The sequence below is a fragment of the Pseudomonas sp. P4_D7 genome, from assembly GCF_056401755.1.
The window spans coordinates 384,723-403,394 of the sequence record NZ_JBFUIR010000002.1; the positions used below are offsets into that span (position 1 = coordinate 384,723).

Annotated in this window: 15 protein-coding genes; 1 reads left to right on the forward strand and 14 read right to left on the reverse strand. The window is 59.8% G+C overall.

What is annotated here, in order from left to right:
* Window positions 1-3: 3 nt before the first annotated feature.
* The 8 genes from AC1DVF_RS03040 to urtA all read right to left on the reverse strand — a co-directional run bounded on the left by AC1DVF_RS03040 (window position 4) and on the right by urtA (window position 7,832).
* Window positions 4-537: a GNAT family N-acetyltransferase gene (locus tag AC1DVF_RS03040; protein WP_093430219.1), complete on the reverse strand. Its 534-nt coding sequence runs from the start codon at window positions 535-537 to the stop codon at window positions 4-6.
* Window positions 538-546: 9 nt separating this feature from the next.
* Window positions 547-849 carry an urease subunit gamma gene (gene ureA, locus AC1DVF_RS03045; protein ID WP_007915951.1) on the reverse strand — a complete coding sequence of 101 codons (303 nt, stop codon included), beginning with the start codon at window positions 847-849 and terminating at the stop codon, window positions 547-549.
* A 331-nt stretch (window positions 850-1,180) separates the two neighbouring features.
* The gene (locus AC1DVF_RS03050) at window positions 1,181-2,020 is read right to left on the reverse strand and encodes an urease accessory protein UreD (RefSeq protein ID WP_477781972.1); all 840 of its coding nucleotides are present in this window, start codon (window positions 2,018-2,020) and stop codon (window positions 1,181-1,183) included.
* Between the two features lie 43 nt (window positions 2,021-2,063).
* Entirely contained in the window at window positions 2,064-2,762 is a 699-nt protein-coding gene (gene urtE, locus AC1DVF_RS03055) for an urea ABC transporter ATP-binding subunit UrtE (RefSeq protein ID WP_095047335.1), read from the reverse strand.
* A gap of 140 nt (window positions 2,763-2,902) precedes the next feature.
* On the reverse strand, window positions 2,903-3,772 hold the full coding sequence (gene urtD, locus AC1DVF_RS03060) for an urea ABC transporter ATP-binding protein UrtD (RefSeq protein WP_093430222.1): 870 nt from the start codon (window positions 3,770-3,772) through the stop codon (window positions 2,903-2,905).
* The gene (gene urtC, locus AC1DVF_RS03065; protein WP_093430223.1) at window positions 3,769-4,848 is read right to left on the reverse strand and encodes an urea ABC transporter permease subunit UrtC; all 1,080 of its coding nucleotides are present in this window, start codon (window positions 4,846-4,848) and stop codon (window positions 3,769-3,771) included. The genes urtD and urtC overlap by 4 nt, the downstream gene beginning before the upstream one ends.
* Entirely contained in the window at window positions 4,848-6,350 is a 1,503-nt protein-coding gene (gene urtB / locus AC1DVF_RS03070; RefSeq protein WP_116255812.1) for an urea ABC transporter permease subunit UrtB, read from the reverse strand. The genes urtC and urtB overlap by 1 nt, the downstream gene beginning before the upstream one ends.
* Before the next feature lie 216 nt (window positions 6,351-6,566).
* Entirely contained in the window at window positions 6,567-7,832 is a 1,266-nt protein-coding gene (urtA, locus tag AC1DVF_RS03075; protein ID WP_095047339.1) for an urea ABC transporter substrate-binding protein, read from the reverse strand.
* A gap of 309 nt (window positions 7,833-8,141) precedes the next feature.
* Between urtA and AC1DVF_RS03080 the strand changes: the two genes are divergently transcribed.
* A complete protein-coding gene (locus AC1DVF_RS03080) occupies window positions 8,142-12,953 on the forward strand; it encodes a DUF4329 domain-containing protein (RefSeq protein ID WP_477781973.1) in 4,812 nt (1,603 codons plus the stop codon).
* A gap of 67 nt (window positions 12,954-13,020) precedes the next feature.
* On the opposite strand, the gene AC1DVF_RS03085 is transcribed toward AC1DVF_RS03080, so the two are convergent.
* The 6 genes from AC1DVF_RS03085 to AC1DVF_RS03110 form a co-directional block, all read right to left on the reverse strand.
* Complete coding sequence (locus AC1DVF_RS03085) at window positions 13,021-14,394, reverse strand: PepSY-associated TM helix domain-containing protein (protein ID WP_477781974.1); 1,374 nt, start codon at window positions 14,392-14,394, stop codon at window positions 13,021-13,023.
* Between the two features lie 110 nt (window positions 14,395-14,504).
* The gene (locus AC1DVF_RS03090; RefSeq protein ID WP_477781975.1) at window positions 14,505-16,625 is read right to left on the reverse strand and encodes a TonB-dependent copper receptor; all 2,121 of its coding nucleotides are present in this window, start codon (window positions 16,623-16,625) and stop codon (window positions 14,505-14,507) included.
* 85 nt (window positions 16,626-16,710) lie between these two features.
* The gene (locus AC1DVF_RS03095) at window positions 16,711-17,145 is read right to left on the reverse strand and encodes a DUF2946 domain-containing protein (protein ID WP_477781976.1); all 435 of its coding nucleotides are present in this window, start codon (window positions 17,143-17,145) and stop codon (window positions 16,711-16,713) included.
* Window positions 17,146-17,166: 21 nt separating this feature from the next.
* Window positions 17,167-17,646 carry a copper chaperone PCu(A)C gene (locus AC1DVF_RS03100; RefSeq protein WP_477781977.1) on the reverse strand — a complete coding sequence of 160 codons (480 nt, stop codon included), beginning with the start codon at window positions 17,644-17,646 and terminating at the stop codon, window positions 17,167-17,169.
* 48 nt (window positions 17,647-17,694) lie between these two features.
* Window positions 17,695-18,093 carry a DUF2946 domain-containing protein gene (locus tag AC1DVF_RS03105; RefSeq protein WP_460097780.1) on the reverse strand — a complete coding sequence of 133 codons (399 nt, stop codon included), beginning with the start codon at window positions 18,091-18,093 and terminating at the stop codon, window positions 17,695-17,697.
* Window positions 18,094-18,190: 97 nt separating this feature from the next.
* Window positions 18,191-18,481, reverse strand: a complete 291-nt coding sequence (locus AC1DVF_RS03110) for an addiction module antidote protein (protein ID WP_186620962.1) — start codon at window positions 18,479-18,481, stop codon at window positions 18,191-18,193.
* Between the last annotated feature and the right edge of the window lie 191 nt (window positions 18,482-18,672).

The following is an 18,672-nucleotide window of genomic DNA, read 5'->3' on the forward strand; positions in this document are numbered from 1 at the left end:
GTGTCACTCCTTGATGGCGTCAGGCGGCTCCGCGCCAGGGTTGAGGGTCAGTTGCATGAAGGTCAGGTCGAGCCAGCGGCCGAATTTGGTGCCGACTTGCGGCATCTGCCCGGTAATGTTGAAACCGGCGCGCTCGTGCAGACGAATCGAGGCAGCGTTGCCGCTTTCTATGGCGGCGACCATCACGTGTTTGCCGCAGGTTCTGGCGCGCTCGATCAGCGCTGCCATCAATTGCGGGCCGAGGCCATTGCCACGCTGGTCGCTGCGCACATAAACCGAGTGCTCGACGGTGTGGCGAAAGCCGTCGAACGGTCGCCAGTCACCGAAGGAAGCGTAGCCGAGCACGCTGTTGTCGGCGTCGACGATCAGCAGAATCGGATAAGCCTGGGCCTGACGCGCGCTGAACCACGCCTGGCGGTTGCCGAGATCGACGGCTTGTTCATTCCAGATCGCCGTGGTGTTGAGCACGGCGTCGTTGTAGATGTCACGGATCGCCGGCAGGTCGGCGTGCAGCGCATCGCGAATGGTGTAAGTCATGGCGCGGCCTCAGACGATCGGCTGGTGGACGGTGACCAGTTTGGTGCCGTCGGGAAACGTCGCTTCAACCTGGATCTCCGGGATCATTTCCGGGATGCCTTCCATCACTTGTTCGCGGCTGAGCAGGGTGGTGCCGAAGTGCATCAGCTCGGCCACGGTCTGGCCGTCACGCGCGCCTTCGAGCAGCGCGGCGGAGATGTAGGCCATGGCTTCCGGGTAATTGAGTTTTACGCCGCGGGCCAGACGCCGCTCGGCGACGAGGCCGGCGGTGAAGATCAGCAGCTTGTCTTTTTCGCGTGGAGTCAGGTCCATTGTGGGGTTCCATCAGGGCAGATTTGTGAGGTTCTTGCGGGCGCGGGGTGCCCGTTGGAGCAACCCCTCACCCTAGCCCTCTCCCGAGGGAGAGGGGACTGATCTCGGTTGTTTTCAGTGGCCGGTTCAGTCAGCAGTATTCGTTCAGGCAGTTAAATTCATTTCAAACGACTCGGTCAGGTTCTCTCCTTCGAGGGAGAGGGGACTGATCTCGGTTGTTTTCAGTGGCCGGTTCAGTCAGCAGTATTCGCTCAGGCAGTTACATTCATTTCAAACGACTCGGTCAGGCTCCCTCTCCCTCCGGGAGAGGGCGGGGGGTGAGGGTCGCTTTTCAGGTGCTCCATATTCTTGGGGATACCGCGTCGCGACCCAGCAGGGCGGGTCTGAGCAAACGCCATAAATCGATTAGCCAGGCGCGGGCGAGCAGCGCCTCACTGGCCAGACAACGAGCCACCAAAAGCCCCGGCAACTGCGTCAGATCCCCACGCACTTCGTGGCCCAGCGAGCGGCAGCGCTCCAGCAACTCAGCATCAATCTCACCAGTGACCAACAACGTCGCAAACACCGGATGACCATCCAGCCCGATCGGCGAATCAAGCAAACCGTCGTCACCGACAATGCGCTGGCGTTCATGCCAGAGCAATCGGCCATCGCGGCGAATATCCAGATGCGCCTGAAAATGCCCACGGTCAAAACGCTCGCCACTGGCCGGGCGACCCAACGCCACCACGTCCCAATAAAACAGCCGCGCATCGCCTTCAAGATCAATCGAAGTACTCAGCTCAGCCTGCGCGGCGCTGTAGACGATGGTCTCCTGCGGCAGCCATTCCAGCGTCGCCCCGGCCGCCACTTTCAAGTCGAGCTTTTGATACGCCGGCCCACCCGCGCGGTACCACTTGGCCGCGCCGGGGCTGGTGATCTGCGCCCAGGCGTGTTGCTCGAGACGTGCGCTGATATCGAGGCGATCACCGCCGGCAATCCCGCCTGGCGGGTGGACGATGATGTGCTGGCAGACCTCGGGGCCTTCGGCGTACAGGTGCTTTTGCACCCGCAGCGGACCGAGGTGCCGGCGCATGACCGGACGCGTGCAGTCACCGAAACGGGCGTAAGCGAGTTCCAGCTCGGCGTGCCAGCTCGGGGTAAACAGGGCAGGTGAAACAGTCGAATTCATGGTTTGTAATTATCGTTAGGAAGCTACAGATTAGTTCGTTGTACTAGATCGTTACCAGCCCGCGTACACCTTCGGCCTCCATATTTTCACCGCGACCTTGCTGGACGATCTCGCCCCGGGACATCACCAGGTACTGATCGGCCAGTTCTGCGGCGAAATCGTAGAACTGCTCCACCAGCAAAATCGCCATGTCACCGCGCGCCGCAAGTTTCTTGATGACCGCGCCGATCTCTTTGATCACCGAGGGTTGAATGCCTTCGGTGGGTTCGTCGAGGATCAGTAAACGTGGGCGGCTGGCCAATGCTCGCCCGATCGCTAACTGCTGTTGCTGACCGCCAGAGAGGTCACCGCCGCGACGCTGCTTCATTTGTAGCAGCACCGGAAACAGTTCGTAGATGAAACCTGGGACTTCTTTGGCTTCACTGCCGGGAAACCGCGACAAACCCATCAACAGGTTTTCTTCCACGGTCAGCCGTCCGAAGATTTCCCGGCCTTGCGGCACATAAGCGATGCCGGCGTGGACACGCTGGTGCGGCTTGAACGCGGTGATCGGTTTGCCTTCCCAGTTCACCGCACCTTCCTTGGCCGGCAGCAAGCCCATCAGGCATTTGAGCAGGGTGGTCTTGCCCACGCCGTTACGGCCAAGCAGGCAGGTGACTTCGCCGACCTTCACGTCGAAAGACAGGCCCCGGAGGATGTGGCTACCGCCGTAGTACTGGTGCAGCTTGTCGACTTGCAGCATGTTCAAATTCCTTCTGTTACACACAGAACCCTGTGGGAGCGAGCCTGCTCGCGAATGCGGACTGACATTCAACATCTTCATCGCCTGATGCACCGCTTTCGCGAGCAGGCTCGCTCCCACAGGTTTTGTATTCGCAAACCTTAGCGGCCGAGGTAGACCTCGATCACGCGCTCGTTTTCCTGCACCTGTTCCAGCGAACCTTCCGCCAACACGCTGCCCTGATGCAGCACGGTGACGTGATCGGCAATCGAGCCGACAAAGCCCATGTCATGCTCCACCACCATCAGCGAATGCTTGCCCGCCAGCGACTTGAACAGTTCAGCGGTGAACTCGGTTTCTGCATCGGTCATGCCCGCCACCGGCTCATCGAGCAGGAGCAATTGCGGGTCCTGCATCAGCAACATGCCGATCTCGAGAAACTGCTTCTGACCATGAGAGAGCAATCCGGCCGGGCGATTGACCGAGGTGGTCAGGCGAATCGTCTCCAGCACTTCGCTGATCCGGTCCTTCTGCTCGCCACTGAGGCGCGCACGCAGACTGGCCCACACCGACTTGTCGGTCTTCTGCGCCAGTTCCAGGTTTTCAAATACGCTCAGCGCCTCGAAAACGGTCGGCTTCTGGAACTTGCGGCCGATGCCGGCCTGAGCGATTTGCACTTCGCTCATCTGCGTCAGGTCGAGGGTTTCACCGAACCAGGCCTTGCCGTGACTGGGGCGAGTCTTGCCGGTGATCACGTCCATCAGCGTGGTCTTGCCCGCGCCGTTGGGGCCGATGATGCAGCGCAACTCACCGACGCCGATGTACAGGTTGAGATTGTTCAGTGCGCGAAAGCCATCGAAGCTGACGCTGATGTCTTCCAGAGTGAGGATCGTGCCGTGGCGGGTATCCAGACCCGGGCCGACGCGCTGGCCGAGGCCGATCGAGTCGCGACTGGTGCCCTCGTCCTTGTTCGGTTCGACGGGAAAAAAGGCCGGTTCCAACATGAATTCAGCGCTCGCCGTGACTCTCATTGTTCACCTCGTTTCTTCAGCAGACCGATCACGCCTTTGGGCAAGTACAGCGTCACGACGATGAACAGCGCGCCGAGGAAGAACAGCCAGTATTCCGGGAACGCTACGGTGAACCAGCTCTTCATGCCGTTGACCACACCGGCGCCGAGCAGCGGGCCGATCAGCGTGCCGCGACCGCCGAGAGCCACCCACACGGCCGCTTCGATGGAGTTGGTCGGCGACATTTCGCTCGGATTGATGATCCCGACTTGCGGCACATACAACGCCCCGGCCAGGCCACACAACACCGCACTCAACACCCACACGAACAACTTGAAACCGCGCGGATCGTAGCCGCAGAACATCAAGCGGTTTTCTGCATCGCGCAATGCGGTCAGCACCCGGCCGAATTTGCTCTGCGCCAGGCGCCAGCCGATGAACAGGCTCGCCACCAGCAGCAACACCGTGGCCAGAAACAACACTGCACGGGTGCCCGGTTCGGTGATGCCGAAACCGAGAATCGTGCGGAAATTGGTGAAGCCGTTGTTACCGCCAAACCCGGTCTCGTTGCGGAAAAACAGGAGCATGCCGGCGAAGGTCAGGGCCTGGGTCATGATCGAGAAATACACGCCCTTGATTCGCGAACGGAAGGCGAAGAAACCGAACACCAGCGCCAGCAATCCCGGCGCCAGCACCACCAGACACATCGCCCAGAGGAAGTTGCTGGTGCCGGTCCAGTACCACGGCAGTTCGCTCCACGACAGAAAGGTCATGAACGCCGGCAGACCATCACCGGCGGCCTGACGCATCAGGTACATGCCCATCGCATAACCGCCGAGGGCGAAGAACAGACCGTGACCCAGTGACAGCAACCCGGCGTAACCCCAAACCAGATCCAGCGCTAACGCGACGATGGCGTAGCAGAGGATTTTGCCGACCAGCGTCAGTGTGTATGCCGAGACCGACAAAGCATTTTCCGGCGGCAACAACGACAGCAGCGGCAAGGCAATCAGCAGCGCGAGGATCACCGCGCCGACCGCGAGGGTGACTTTCGGTCCGGCCTTTTGTGTGGCCGTGACTAACAGAGGCTGGTTCATCAGTCGATCACCCGTCCTTTCAGTGCGAAGAGGCCTTGCGGACGTTTCTGGATAAACAGAATGATCAGCGCGAGGATCAGGATCTTGCCAAGCACCGCACCGATCTGCGGTTCGAGAATCTTGTTGGCGATACCGAGGCCGAAGGCCGCCAGCACGCTACCGGCCAATTGGCCGACGCCGCCGAGCACCACCACCAGGAACGAGTCGATGATGTAGCTCTGGCCGAGATCCGGGCCGACGTTGCCGATCTGGCTCAGCGCCACGCCGCCGAGGCCGGCGATGCCCGAACCGAGGCCGAAGGCGAGCATATCGACGCGCCCGGTCGGCACGCCGCAGCAGGCGGCCATATTGCGGTTTTGAGTGACGGCGCGAACGTTGAGGCCGAGGCGGGTCTTGTTCAGCAGCAGCCAGGTCAGCACGACGACGAACAGTGCGAACGCAATGATGACGATGCGGTTGTACGGCAGCACCAGATTCGGCAGCACTTGAATGCCACCGGACAGCCACGCCGGGTTGGCGACTTCAACGTTCTGCGCGCCGAACAACAAACGCACAAGCTGAATCAGCATCAGGCTGATGCCCCAGGTGGCGAGCAGGGTTTCCAGTGGCCGGCCGTAGAGGTGGCGAATTACCGTGCGCTCCAGGGCCATGCCGATTGCCGCCGTGACAAAAAACGCCACCGGCAGGGCGATCAGCGGGTAGAACTCGATGGCTTGCGGTGCGTAGCGCTGGAACATCAACTGCACCACGTACGTCGAGTAGGCGCCGAGCATCAGCATTTCGCCGTGGGCCATGTTGATCACGCCGAGCAGGCCGAACGTGATCGCCAGACCGAGCGCGGCCAACAGCAGGATCGAGCCGAGCGACATGCCGCTGAACGCCTGGCCGAGGATCTCGCCGATCAGCAGTTTGCGTTTGACTTGCGCGAGGCTGGTTTCGGCGGCGGTGCGTACGCCGGCATCGCTCTCGACGCCGGGTTCAAGCAAACCTTCAAGGCGTGTTCGCGCCAGTGGGTCGCCGGTTTCGCCGAGCAGGCGTACGGCGGCGAGGCGCACCGCCGGGTCGCTATCGACCAGTTGCAGATTGGCCAGCGCCAGGCTCAGAGCGGCATGGACGCTTTCGTCTTTTTCGCCAGCGAGTTGCTGGTCGAGGAATTTCAGCTGCGCGGGTTTCGCGCTTTTCTGCAATTGCTGCGCGGCAGTCAGACGGATTTTGGCGTCGGCGGCGAGCAATTGGTGGCTGGCCATGGCGGTGTCGATCAGACCCCGCAGGCGATTGTTCAGGCGCAGGGTTTTTGGCTGGCCATCGATGGTCAGTTCGCCTTGTTGCAGGGCGTTGATCAATTCGATACGGGCCGGATCGGGCTGCGCGGCCCAGGTTTCCAACAGTTTGGCTTGTTGCACGGGATTGGCCGCGACGAAGTCTTCGGCATCGCCAGCAAAGGCAGTCATCGGCAACAGCAGTGCGATGGCCAGAAACAAGCGGAATATGGCAGTGGGCATTAGTGGTGTCCTGTTCAACCGCCCCCTCACCCTAACCCTCTCCCGGAGGGAGAGGGGACTGACCGAGGTGTTTGGACGATGTGCTGCGACCTGCGAATTCGAGTCGAACTCAGGCTTTGAAAAGCATGAAGATCGGCTCCCTTTCCCCCTCTCCCTGAGGGAGAGGGCTGGGGTGAGGGGGGAAATCTAAAGCCCACCTCAAAAACTGAATCCGCCTCAGTTGCTCTTCACCGCATAATCCGGCTTCTTGTCGTTGCCCTGAATGAACGGGCTCCACGGTTGCGCGCGGATCGGCCCTTCGGTCTGCCACACGACGTTGAACTGACCGTCGCTCTGGATCTCGCCGATCATCACCGGTTTGTGCAGGTGGTGGTTGGTCTTGTCCATGGTCAGCGTGTAGCCGGACGGCGCGGCGAAGGTCTGGCCGGCGAGGGCTTCGCGGACTTTGTCGACGTCAGTGGATTTGGCTTTCTCGACCGCCTGCGCCCACATGTGGATGCCGACGTAAGTGGCTTCCATCGGGTCGTTGGTCACGGCTTTGTCGGCACCCGGCAGGTTGTGTTTCTTCGCGTAAGCCTTCCAGTCATCGACGAACTTCTTGTTCACCGGATTCTCTACGGACTCGAAGTAGTTCCACGCCGCGAGGTTGCCCACCAGTGGTTTGGTGTCGATGCCGCGCAGTTCTTCTTCACCGACCGAGAACGCTACAACCGGCACGTCAGTAGCTTTCAGACCCTGGTTGGCCAGTTCTTTATAGAACGGCACGTTGGAGTCGCCGTTGACCGTCGAGATGACCGCAGTCTTGCCACCGGCGGAGAATTTTTTGATGTTGGCGACGATGGTTTGATAGTCGCTGTGACCGAACGGCGTGTAGACCTCTTCGATGTCCTTGTCGGCCACGCCTTTGGAGTGCAGGAACGAGCGCAGGATCTTGTTGGTGGTGCGCGGGTAGACGTAGTCGGTGCCGAGCAGGAAGTAGCGCTTGGCGCTGCCGCCTTCTTCGCTCATCAAATATTCAACCGCCGGGATCGCTTGCTGGTTCGGCGCGGCGCCGGTGTAGAAGACGTTCGGCGACATCTCTTCGCCTTCGTATTGCACCGGGTAGAACAGCAGGCCGTTGAGCTCTTCGAACACCGGCAACACCGATTTACGCGACACCGAAGTCCAGCAGCCGAACACCACGGCGACCTTGTCCTGGGTCAGCAACTGTCGGCCCTTTTCGGCGAACAGCGGCCAGTTGGATGCAGGGTCAACCACCACTGGCTCAAGCATCTTGCCGTTCACACCGCCCTTGGCGTTGATTTCGTCGATGGTCATCAGCGCCATGTCTTTGAGCGACGTTTCGGAGATCGCCATGGTGCCGGACAACGAATGCAGAATCCCGACCTTGATGGTCTCCGCAGCCTGGACAGTCCAGGTCATGCCCATCGCGGCAATGGATGCCGTGAGTGTGAAAGCCTTGATCAAACTGCGACGCTTCATTGTGCGATCTCCATGAACATTTAATTTTTCTGGTTGGCAGATGCGGACGACTGAAGGTGTGTTTTGCAAGGGCTGTGCCCGGTCGGGATCGGGCAGGAAAATGTCGTGTCAGAGCGGTTGTAAGGTGGGGGCGCGCACCAGTAGAGGACATCTGACGGGCGCTGGTGCGTCCGGGCGCGCCAGATTGGGGCGCACTACTGAGCGGGAAGATGAAGATACATAAACGATAAACATGTACCTCGGCTCACGGCGCGTGCAGCAACACACTCATTTGATCGTTATCCCGATTGTTCTTCGCAGGTTTCTATCATGAGTAATAGTTCAGTCCGATCCAGACGTGCCGCAACCGAGTCCCGAAAATCCAGGCTACCTCCCCTGAGTCCGCCGTTTCTGTCAGAGGAGGATGCTGCGTATTGGGTTCATACGCGCATACCGCCCAAGGCGGAAATGGAATATGGCAGCGTGATTTTGCTGCGGCCGGATGGGAAATTCGTGGCCACTTCACCGATACCCGGAGAGGCCACCACCTTTGATTTGAGCACCATCATCGACTTCGATGTGCTGGGAGAGCTGGAGCCGCCCAAGGGGTATCGGTTTGCTGCAAACATTCACAGCCATGCCGCTCTTCACGATGTCGTAGGTGAGGCCTATCCAGAACTGGATGAAATGAACCTGCGACTCTTCATCAACTTCTTCTCCAGTAGCGATTTCATGGGGGATGTGGATGGGCGCGCCTATTTTCGTAGTTCATACCTCTCCGGCCCCGATGGAACATTGCTCAAGTATTCGCCCAGTGGTTCGAAAGCGGAACTCGATTACTACCGTTGGCACGAGGCAGGTGCACGACCAGGGCGTGAGCCGTGGACTCGTGACGTGATGAGCATCATCAATAAGCTTGCATCTGTCGGTGAACTGAAAGTCCTCGTTTCAAGTGCAGACTGGGGGCATTCGGTGGGTGTCGTACCGCCGGACTGGCAACCAGGCCAGGGTTTTTCAACGGGCAGGGTGACCGAATTACCTTTGATGACCCGCATTTGCTCCACTGTCGAGCGGGCGGTACTCGCTGCACTGAAATCAAGAGGTGCACAGGACTCGGGGTTACTGCTGAAGAAGACTGCTGGCAATGAGTATGTCGCGACCCATGCACGCCCGTTCGGGCTCGCGTCATGGGATCCAGCGAAGATCTTTGCGGCGGGTGATGACGGTCAATTACGGTTGCCTGAAGGCTATAGGCTGGAAGGTTTTTACTACGCCTCCCGTCCTGACCCTTCGCGGCTCACTCCTGCTCAGCCGTGGCTCTACGAGAATTTCTTCACGCCACAGGACATTGCTCTGGCCATTTCGTGTCACAAGAGGAGTCAGCAATTGGCTGTGGCCGGTCGACCTTTGTCGCTGTACATGCAGGCCAACGATGCGTCCATGTTGAAGTACAGCTTCAGTGGCAGCGAGATAGAAGCGGCACTGAGCGTCGAGCATTCCGACGGGTCGATCACCGACGCCGGGGTGCAATCCAGGTTGCTGACTGGAGCATTGTCGCCACGGGAATTTGTCTCGATGCTGATACTGGCGGGCCGGCTTGAGGTGTTGCGGGGCAGCGCGCTCTGGGCACGTTTGGGGAGGGTGGGCCTGGAATGGATACCCTTCGCGAACTTCCCTTGGCCGCCATTGAGTCAGGCGTTTTTATCCGCCGATGACGCCGTTCGGTATGCCCACGAACAAGTCGGCATTCGCCGTGACCGCCAGTACGCAGGCTATGTATTTCAGCGCAGCGACACACGCTTTGTGGTCACCGAGCCGTTGGAAGGGGATATCGATGTGCTGGACCAGGGGCGACTTTATCCTCGGGATAATCGAGGGCGTCCGGTTTTCCCTGACGACCACGTGGTGCATGCCCGATATGTCTCTCACGTCGCGCTCACGCAGCTTGAGCCGGTCAATATCAGTTCCCGGCAGTGGACGCTCCAGGAGGCGTTACTAAGCCTGCAAATGTTGAGTGTAGAAGAGGTCCGGCAGGTATTGCTCGATAACACCGTTCTGTATTGCTCTGCTGCCATGAACAGTCTGGTCAGGTTTGCACCTTACGCAACCCCGGCTTCGAAGGATCTGGCGCGACGCCTGGGAACACGCGTGCATCCCGGTCCATTGGCTCTAGGTCTGGACAAGGGCAGCAAGCGACCGCAAGACTTCATCAGGGAGCAGGCCGCCGCCGGCTGGCTGTTCAACCTGACGGACAACGAGTTGTGGGGCCATCGCGGCCAAATATTACCGGGCTGGAGCATGTCAGAATCCGCCGGGTCAACCTCCGCAGAACCGACGTCACCCATACCTGCACTCCCTACGCCGTCCCTGCCTCAGCCGTCGCTGCCCCCGTATCCTTCGTCGTCTTCGCCCCGGCCATCTTCTCCTCGGCCTTTGCCATGGAAGCGGCCTGAGTTCGTCATGTACGGTCCTGTCTGTTCTTCGGCGGACGATGCGGCACAGTATCTGTTTGCTGGCGACAGGCGTTTGCACGATGAGAACCGTGCCTGGTTCGGATTCATCCTCAAGCACAAGGATCGGGAGGAATACATCGGCACGGAACTGTTTCCAGTCAGCGGTCAAGACAGCAATCTTTTTCGGCAGGCGTTGGTGTTCGCCTCTCGACGGTCGGCGCCGTGGCATCAATACCCGGAAGGCTTCGACATGTATGGGAGCTTTTATGCGCATCAGAAAGTAGAAGCATCTTCGAGCAGCCCTGAAGACTGGCTGGCGCAGTATTTTGTTTCGCCAGACATCCTGACAACAGCCATGTACTACGGTCGCCGTCGGCCTGTAATCGCTTCAAGCCCCGCCGCGTTTTATCTTGCCACTCGGGACGGTGCTCTGCTCAAGTATGCGAGGAGTCAGGCAAGCAAGTTGTTCCATGACGACACGTCTGAGACAACACTCGACTCGATCAAGCGAGGGCTCGCGTCCGGCGAGTGGCTGCCGACGGATTTCGTCCATACGGTCGCTGAAAGCGGCGAACTCTCGGTGTTGCGAACAAGCGCGTGCTGGGATCGGTCAGGAATGGTCAGGCCAACGTGGCAGCCCTACGCGAATCTGCAGCGGCGCTGGCTCGGCCCGGTTTTTCAGAGTGCTGACGATGCCGCAGCGTTTGCCAGATCGAGCTTGCCGCTGGTCACGGACAAACCTTTTGGCGGCGTCATTCTGAAACGCCCCGACGGCCTTTACGTAGCCTCTGCGCCCATCAAGGTGTCGCGGGAGGATTTCGACATCACCGAGATTTTTCCGGATGAAAGCAAGGGCGCCGGGGTATTTCCTGATGGCTGTATTATCACGGCGCGTTATCGATCCAGAGTGGCCAGGGAGCTGTCGGTCATTTTTTCTCGTATTGAGAAGCAGATCTATCTGAACATGCTGTCCGTCGACACCGTGTACTCATCCTTCAAGCGGCTACCAAGAGTGGCATGGGATGAATACCTGTTCGGCCCCGACGGTTCGTTGATCCGCTATCAGCCAGGAATATGGGATCGTCTGCGCGCAGATCTCTTGGCAGCTCTGACGGATTACAAAACGCTTCCTGCGTCCCTTGATGGCGATGCGATAAAACAGAACATACGTAGCGCCAAGCTGAAACCGAGTGAATGGGTCGACGCCTTGGCAAAGGCCGGTTACTTGCAAATTGTCATCGGCAGTGAAATCTGGGGTTTGCCCCGCCAGATCAGTCGCTGGGTTCCTTTCTTTGCTGATCTGCAGCCTCTAATGGATTACACCAGAGCCGCGAGCGCACCACTTTGCAGCCCAGTGTTCGTTCAAGCCGATGCTGTTGCCCGGTATGTTCATGAAGCCTCGGTGAGCAGGGACACCCAGACGTTCGGATTCATACTGCGCTCTCGGGATGGCTTGTTCCTCGCCAGCCTGCCCGTTGATGTGCAACGCTCTGGCCTGGCTGTGGATCGAGTATTCGAACAGGCAAGACTGCCTTCAGGGTTTGAACAGGATTCGATTTATCTGCGCGCAGCGCTGCCTCCGCTCGGCGCACGGCCTGACGATATGCGAAATGTCTTTGTACTTCCCAACGATGTTCAGCAAGCCTGCCGACAGGCCAGTACGCCGCGGGGGTACAGACCGATCTATATCTCCTGTGCCGATAACGCGTTGTTGAAGCTGCAATTGCATGCGTTTGAACCCGGCGTGTTCTACGACGCTTTCGGGCAGGTTGAGTTGCGCCCCAATGCGTTTGTATCGCGTGAACAGGCAGCGATCGATGAACGTGACATTGCCAGTGGCCGATTCAGATTTACAGACTACGTGCACCGGATGGCCAAGGCCGGCCGGCTCGACGTGATAGAAACCAGCGACTACTGGTCGCGGCAGGGTCAAGTGGATGAGCATTGGCAACCGCGTATGGCCGATACTTCCAACGAGCAGCGATGGCGAGATAACCCGGTGCCGGCGCTGGGACCGATTTTTCATCACCCTGACGATGCCGCCCGCTATGCGCAACAACGCACGGACGATTCCGGTCACAGTGAAACCGGCTACGAAGGCGCGATCCTGGCGCGGTCGGCCAGCAGTCGATTTGTCCCGCTCGAGCCAATAGTCTGGTCTGCCCATGCCGAGGACCCTGTCCTGCGGATATTTCGCTCGTCGAGTGATCCGACGATCAGTTGGCGCAATCCGGCGGCGCGTTACCCCAATGGCTACACACTCGTGGCCAGCCACCAGTTCCATCTGTCGGGCAATACCACGCTCGCACCGGACACTGATGATGTCAGAGCAAATTTCGCTTCGCCTGCGCGGGTGCATGCGCACACGCATGAACTGAAGAACCAGGGTTTCGACATTGAGGATTATTACTACTCAACGCCGAACCACGTGTTGATCAGGTACACACCCGTTTACTCGCAGGCCGAGAGGGATTTGCTGCTGGCCCGGCCTGTGGATTTCGAAGCGGGGCGCTGGGTCAGCCGGCTGAGTCCGGGGGAGTTTGTTTCACAACTCATGGAACTGGGTGAATTCAAGGTGCTGCTCGCCGGGCATTACTGGCGTCAGACCGGACGAATGGGCGCCGGCTGGAGAGTGCGTCGCCAGCAGCCTGTAACGGAGGGTGGTGCGCGAGTCAGGGACGAGTTGTAACGTTCGATCCAGCGGCTATACGGCAGGAGTGTGCCGCCGTCGGCGGCCACTCCACATTGAGTCGGATTTACGTCGAGGCAGACTCAGGTTGCCGGTCAATGCGCGATAGCAGCAATCGATCCAGCAACCAGACGACCACCAGCGAAGCCCCCACCAACGGGAACACCACCGCCAGCGCCAACATGATTACCACGCCGGTTTTCCATTTCGGCAAGTCATGACGCAGCGGCGGTACGCCGAATTTGCCCTGTGGCCTACGCTTCCACCAGATCACCACACCACTGACGGCACTGAGCAGAATCATCAGGCAGATCAGCAGCACGACGATCTGGTTGAAGGTGCCGAACATCTTGCCTTCGTGGAGCATCACGCCGATTTCCGTGGCCCGTGCCACAGTGCCGTAATGTTCGAAACGCACATCGGCGAGGACCTTGCCGGTGTACTGATCGACATGCAGGGTCGCATCGTTGCGCGGGTCATCGGCGAACACAGCGATGGTGAACACACCGGTGGCGGTGGTCGGCAGGGTGATGCTGTAGCCGGGCTCGACCTTGCGTTGGGTTGCAATGTTTTGCACGTCTTGCAGGCGGATGGCGGGTGCTGCGGGGCCGGCGTTGCTGGCGCCGTGGTTCATGTGTTCGGCGTGGTCGCCGGACATTGGCATCGGCGTGTTTTCCATCGCCCATGGCACAGTCTGGCGGGTGGCGGTGTTAAGGATTCGGGCCTCGATGTCGGAGGTCGGCACGTTGTCCCACATCGCCGCCGGGAACACGTTCCACACATGGGCGTATTGCTTGCCCCAGAAACCGGTCCAGGTCATGCCACTGAGCAACATCACCAGCAACAGTGTTGCACCCCAGAACCCGGTGACCGCGTGCAGATCACGCCACAATACTCGACCGCGACTGTTCAGCCGTGGCCACAAAATCCCCGCGGCCTGACCGCGTGGCCACCACAGAAAAAGTCCCGACACCACTAGCACCACGCCCCAGCCGGCGGCCATTTCGATGAGGCGGTCACCGACGGTGCCGATCATCAACTCACCGTGGATGGCGCGGGCGATGGCTTGCAGATTCTGCTTGGCATCCTGCTCGCCAAGGATGTCACCGTGGTATGGATCGACGAATACGTTGAGTTCGTGGCCGGCGTTCTTCACCACAAACTGTGCGCTGCGCTCGGCGTTGACCGGTGGCAGGTATTGGGTGACCTGGCCTTGTGGATAAGCGCTTTTCACCCGCTGCAGCAGGTCATCGGCCGGGACAGTGTGATGGCCGGCGGGGACATTGAGCAGGCTGCTGTACATCAACGAATCGAGCTGCGGTTTGAACAGATAAATGATGCCGGTCAGGGCCAGCATCACCATGAACGGGGCGACGAAGAGACCGGCGTAAAAATGCCAACGCCAGGCCAGGTTGTAGAAATTCGGTTTGGGCTGTTTCATCACGTGTGCTCCGCTTGGCTTGGATCTTCTAGTTGTCATTGGCGGTTGCTGCGCAACCGATCGCGAGCAGGCTCACTCCTACAGTGGGAGCCAGCCTGCTGGCGATGCTGTTAGAAACTCATGTCGACCTTGGTCCAGAGCGTGCGCCCCGGCTCATTGATCGCTTGCGGGTCATTGGCCGGGTAGCCGAATCCGGCGTTGCCCGCCAGGTTCAGGTGTTCGGCGTAAGCCTTGCCGAACAGGTTGTCGACGCCGCTGCTGACCTTCCAGTGCTTGTTGATCCGGTAGGCACCGTTGAGTGAGAACACGCCGAAGCCCGAACTCTTGTCGTAATCCTTGCCGACCACGTTGCCCTTGTTCTGATCGATACGATTTTGCGCGGCAACCACCCTCCACAGTGCACCGGCGCTCCAGTTGTCTTCGCTATAGGTCAGGCCGAAACGCGCATCCAGCGGCGGCATCTGCGGCAGTGCTTTGCCATCGCTGCTGTTCTTGCCCCAGGCGTAGGCCAGGGTCGCATCGGCTTTCCAGTGGTCGGTGAGTCTGTACGCGGCACCGAGTTCACCGCCCATGATTCGCGCGTCAATGTTCTCGGCGCGCGAGGTGCTCATGCCCATCATTCCCGGGGTGTAATCAAAGAGGATGTAATCGCGCACCACGCCGATATAACCCGAGGCCCAGGCTTCAAGTTCGGCGCTCTTGTAGTTCACGCCAAAGTCGAACTGAGTGGTCTTTTCCGGTTTGATCGAATCGAACGCGTTGACCGATCCTGCCGGGCCGGATTTGGGCGAAAACAGCTCCCAGTAATCCGGGAAGCGTTGCGCGTGACCGAGACCCGCATAGAGCGTGGTCGGACTGTCGGCGAGGTCATGCTCGTAGCGGATGAACCCGCTGGGCAGGGTGTCGGCGCGGGTATCGTCGGCGGTCGGGTTGGGGCGGGACATCATTCCCGAGCCGGTGGTTTGCCGGTAATCCTTGGCTGAAGCGCGGTCGACGCGGGCGCCGCTGATCAGCCGATCACGGTCGGCGGCGTACCAGGTCATTTCGCTGAACACGCCATAGTTATGGAAATCGGCGTCCTTGCTGTACGGCTGATCCTTGTAGGTATCGATGCCCATGCCGCTGCGCTGGCGGTGTTCGTTGGTCTGCGCGTCGAGGCCGGTGATCAGCTGAATATCAGCCCAGCGCCAGGTGGCTTTGATCCGCGCGCCGAGGGTGCGGCGGTCGACATTGGACGCCATTGGGCCCGCCATCATCCCGGTGCCGGACGGCGTGCGCAGGGTGTAGTTGTCCATCACGTGGTCGGCGTAGTTGTAGTAGACCTGCGCTTCGAGTTTCTCCAGCACGTCAGTGATGTTGGATTTTTCGAAACGCAGGCCGAGGCTTTCGCGTAGGAATTGCGAGCCGTCCATGCCGCGTCCGGCGTAGCGCGCTTCGCCATCGCCCTTGCCGGCGGTGAGTTCGATCAGGGTGTCGGCGTCCGGGGTCCAGCCCACTGCGATGTCGCCGTTCCACTTGTCGTAGCGTGAGGCGACGATGTCGTTGTTGCCATCGCGGTAATCGTCGGAATGCGCGGTGTTGCCGATCACGCGCACGTAGCCCAACGGCCCGCCGGCAGCGGCGTCGACAACCTTGTCAAAACGTCCGTGGGAGCCGGCCAGAATGCTTGCGTTCACGCGGGTGCCGAGTTCGCCGAAGCTCTCTGGCTCACGATCGAACAGCACCGTACCCGCCGACGCGCCGGGGCCGTAAAGCACCGTTTGCGGGCCTTTGATCACGGTGAGTTTGTCGTAGGTTTCCGGCGAGATATACGAAGTCGGCGCGTCCATTCGGCCGGGGCAGGCGCCGAGCATCATGCTGCCGTTGGTGAGGATGTTCAGGCGCGAACCGAACATGCCGCGCAGCACCGGATCGCCGTTGGTGCCGCCATTGCGCACCAGCGCAAAGCCCGGAATGGTCTTCAGATAATCGCCGCCATCACTGGCCGGCACCGGTTGGCGCGGGTCTTTGGGGTTGGTGACGATGGTCAGCGGTGAGCTCGGGGCGATCGCGGTAATCACCGTAGGGCTCAGTTCTTCCTGGTGGCCGGCGTGATCATCGGCCAGTACCAGCGGTGACAGCAGGACGCCGCAAAGGACGGCGGTAGCGTGCCTGAAACGAATCCGCGATTCGTTCAGAGCGAAGGACGCCGGGGCAACGCCCGAGCGTGGAACAACAGAAAACCTGGACATGACAATTTCCATCAAACAGTCGTAAACGACACGGCCGGCAGCCTGAAGCTGTCTTCTCAATCGTGTGCAATCAGAGGTGCGGTATTTACGCTGTGACGGGCGGGGCGCGGGTGCGGGCGCCGGGGAAGAAGGTCTGCCGGGCGTGGCCCAGGCGCGGGGAGGGCGGGGTGAAGGTGTTCAGCGGCGCGATGTTGAAGGCGACGAAATCACCGCCCCCAGTCAGTGCCGGGCAGTTGAACAGCAGGCTGCAATAGCCGCACTTTTCCCACAACACGTGGTGCGAGGATTGCGGCGGACAGTGTTCGGCGCTCGGTTTTGCATCATGGCCCGCGTGATCCATGCCCGGCATGTCCATGCTCATCGGCATCGATGTCGAGGCGTGCTGATCCATCGGCATCGACTGAGAAATCAGTGGGCCGATGAAGATCATCAACATGGCGAACAGGGCGATCCAGCTGCCGCGAGTCAGGTGTTGAGTCTGACGGCGTTGCCGGGAGGGCCTGGCGCTCAGCGGGCGCATGGGCGGAGTCTGCCGGAAGGCTTACTGGGCGTGCGCGTGGGCCTGCGTAGTTTCCGGCGGCTTCTTCTGCACCGAGACTTCGACGGTGACGTCACCGGCCTTGTCGAAATGCAGCGTCAGCGGGAAGCGCTTGCCGTCGCTGAGCAGGCTGCGGTCTTTCGGGTTGAGCAGCATCACGTGATAGGCCATTGGCGCAAACGTCACGTTGCCGCCGGCCGGAATGGCCACGCTCTTCACTTGCTGCATTTTCATCAGATCGCCCTGCATGACGTGTTCGTGCAGTTGCGCTTCCGGAGCGATGGGCGAATCGACGCTGAGCAAACGATCGTCAGTCTTGCCAGCGTTGTGAATGATGAAATAGGCGGCGACCGTCGGTGCATTCGGCGGCAGTTCCTGCGACCACGGGTGGGCGATCTCAAGTTCGCCCGCCTTGTATTCGTGGGCATGGGCAAAGCACGCCGGCAACAGCAGCGCAGCGACGACGATGAGTTTGTTCAACATGGCAGTTCTCCAGAACGATTTGAAACGCAGGTCAATTGCGCGAACAAATCAAACCAGAGGGGAAGCGCGGGGATTGAGACTCGGCCATTGCTGGCGCGGCGTGGGTGTTTGCAGCAAGGCGGGCGCCACACTGCGATTGCTTTCGTAGCGGGCGAAATACAGCTGCGGCGAATGCCCCGGCAACGCCACCAGTGGCGCCGAGCCTGAGCAACACCAGCAATGCTGCATGTTCGAATGATTGTCGTTGCTCGGGGCCTTTTGATCGGTGGTGCCGATGTTGATCGCCACCATCTTCGTCCCGCTGCCGGTGCAGAAACTGCTCCAGAGCAACTGTTCGGCCGGTGAATTGGCCGCCTGCGCCATCGCTCCCGTCATCGGCATGGCGAGCATGTTGAACAGCACTGCAAAGCAGGCGATCCAGGCAATTGCTAGCCGGTGTCGGTTCATGGGACAGATCCATTGGGTGGGCGATCAGGCGCGGCTATTTAGCCTGATCAGGGCCGATAAGTAAAAAAGCGTCGTGCGGTTTGGTGTCGCAGCGCCTTCACAGTGTTACGGCATGCAATCGCAAACCCAGAGCCTTCATGACTTTCATGATAGTTGCGAATTCGGGATTGCCAGTGCTACTGAGCGCTTTATAAAGACTTTCGCGGCCCAAACCTGCATCCCGCGCCACTTGTGTCATGCCTTGAGCTCGGGCGATGTCATTGAGTGCTGCACGAATCAGAACGCCATCGCCTTCATCGTCGTCAAAACAGGCATCCAGATATGCCGCCATATCCTCGGGAGTCTTGAGGTACTCGACGGCGTCAAAACGGGCGAATTCTTCTGACATTGGATGTGTGCGCCCTTGGAGTCAAAGACGTTGAGCGTAGAGGTGGACGCTGACTGCCGATAGTCAGTGATTCGTTAAGTTGTTGTGGGCAGTGTCCGTTGCGTTTGTAGGATTCAGGTCAGATATCCGGCCGAGCCCGTGACATTGTGGGAGCGAGCCTGCTCGCGAAAGCGGTGGGTCAGGCAATGATG

Bases quoted from the DNA above. Each gene is read 5' to 3' on its own strand.
- AC1DVF_RS03040 (WP_093430219.1), bottom strand. From the start codon at position 537: ATGACTTACACCATTCGCGATGCGCTGCACGCCGACCTGCCGGCGATC.
- ureA (WP_007915951.1), bottom strand. From the start codon at position 849: ATGGACCTGACTCCACGCGAAAAAGACAAGCTGCTGATCTTCACCGCC.
- AC1DVF_RS03050 (WP_477781972.1), bottom strand. From the start codon at position 2,020: ATGAATTCGACTGTTTCACCTGCCCTGTTTACCCCGAGCTGGCACGCC.
- urtE (WP_095047335.1), bottom strand. From the start codon at position 2,762: ATGCTGCAAGTCGACAAGCTGCACCAGTACTACGGCGGTAGCCACATC.
- urtD (WP_093430222.1), bottom strand. From the start codon at position 3,772: ATGAGAGTCACGGCGAGCGCTGAATTCATGTTGGAACCGGCCTTTTTT.
- urtC (WP_093430223.1), bottom strand. From the start codon at position 4,848: ATGAACCAGCCTCTGTTAGTCACGGCCACACAAAAGGCCGGACCGAAA.
- urtB (WP_116255812.1), bottom strand. From the start codon at position 6,350: ATGCCCACTGCCATATTCCGCTTGTTTCTGGCCATCGCACTGCTGTTG.
- urtA (WP_095047339.1), bottom strand. From the start codon at position 7,832: ATGAAGCGTCGCAGTTTGATCAAGGCTTTCACACTCACGGCATCCATT.
- AC1DVF_RS03080 (WP_477781973.1), top strand. From the start codon at position 8,142: ATGAGTAATAGTTCAGTCCGATCCAGACGTGCCGCAACCGAGTCCCGA.
- AC1DVF_RS03085 (WP_477781974.1), bottom strand. From the start codon at position 14,394: ATGAAACAGCCCAAACCGAATTTCTACAACCTGGCCTGGCGTTGGCAT.
- AC1DVF_RS03090 (WP_477781975.1), bottom strand. From the start codon at position 16,625: ATGTCCAGGTTTTCTGTTGTTCCACGCTCGGGCGTTGCCCCGGCGTCC.
- AC1DVF_RS03095 (WP_477781976.1), bottom strand. From the start codon at position 17,145: ATGCGCCCGCTGAGCGCCAGGCCCTCCCGGCAACGCCGTCAGACTCAA.
- AC1DVF_RS03100 (WP_477781977.1), bottom strand. From the start codon at position 17,646: ATGTTGAACAAACTCATCGTCGTCGCTGCGCTGCTGTTGCCGGCGTGC.
- AC1DVF_RS03105 (WP_460097780.1), bottom strand. From the start codon at position 18,093: ATGAACCGACACCGGCTAGCAATTGCCTGGATCGCCTGCTTTGCAGTG.
- AC1DVF_RS03110 (WP_186620962.1), bottom strand. From the start codon at position 18,481: ATGTCAGAAGAATTCGCCCGTTTTGACGCCGTCGAGTACCTCAAGACT.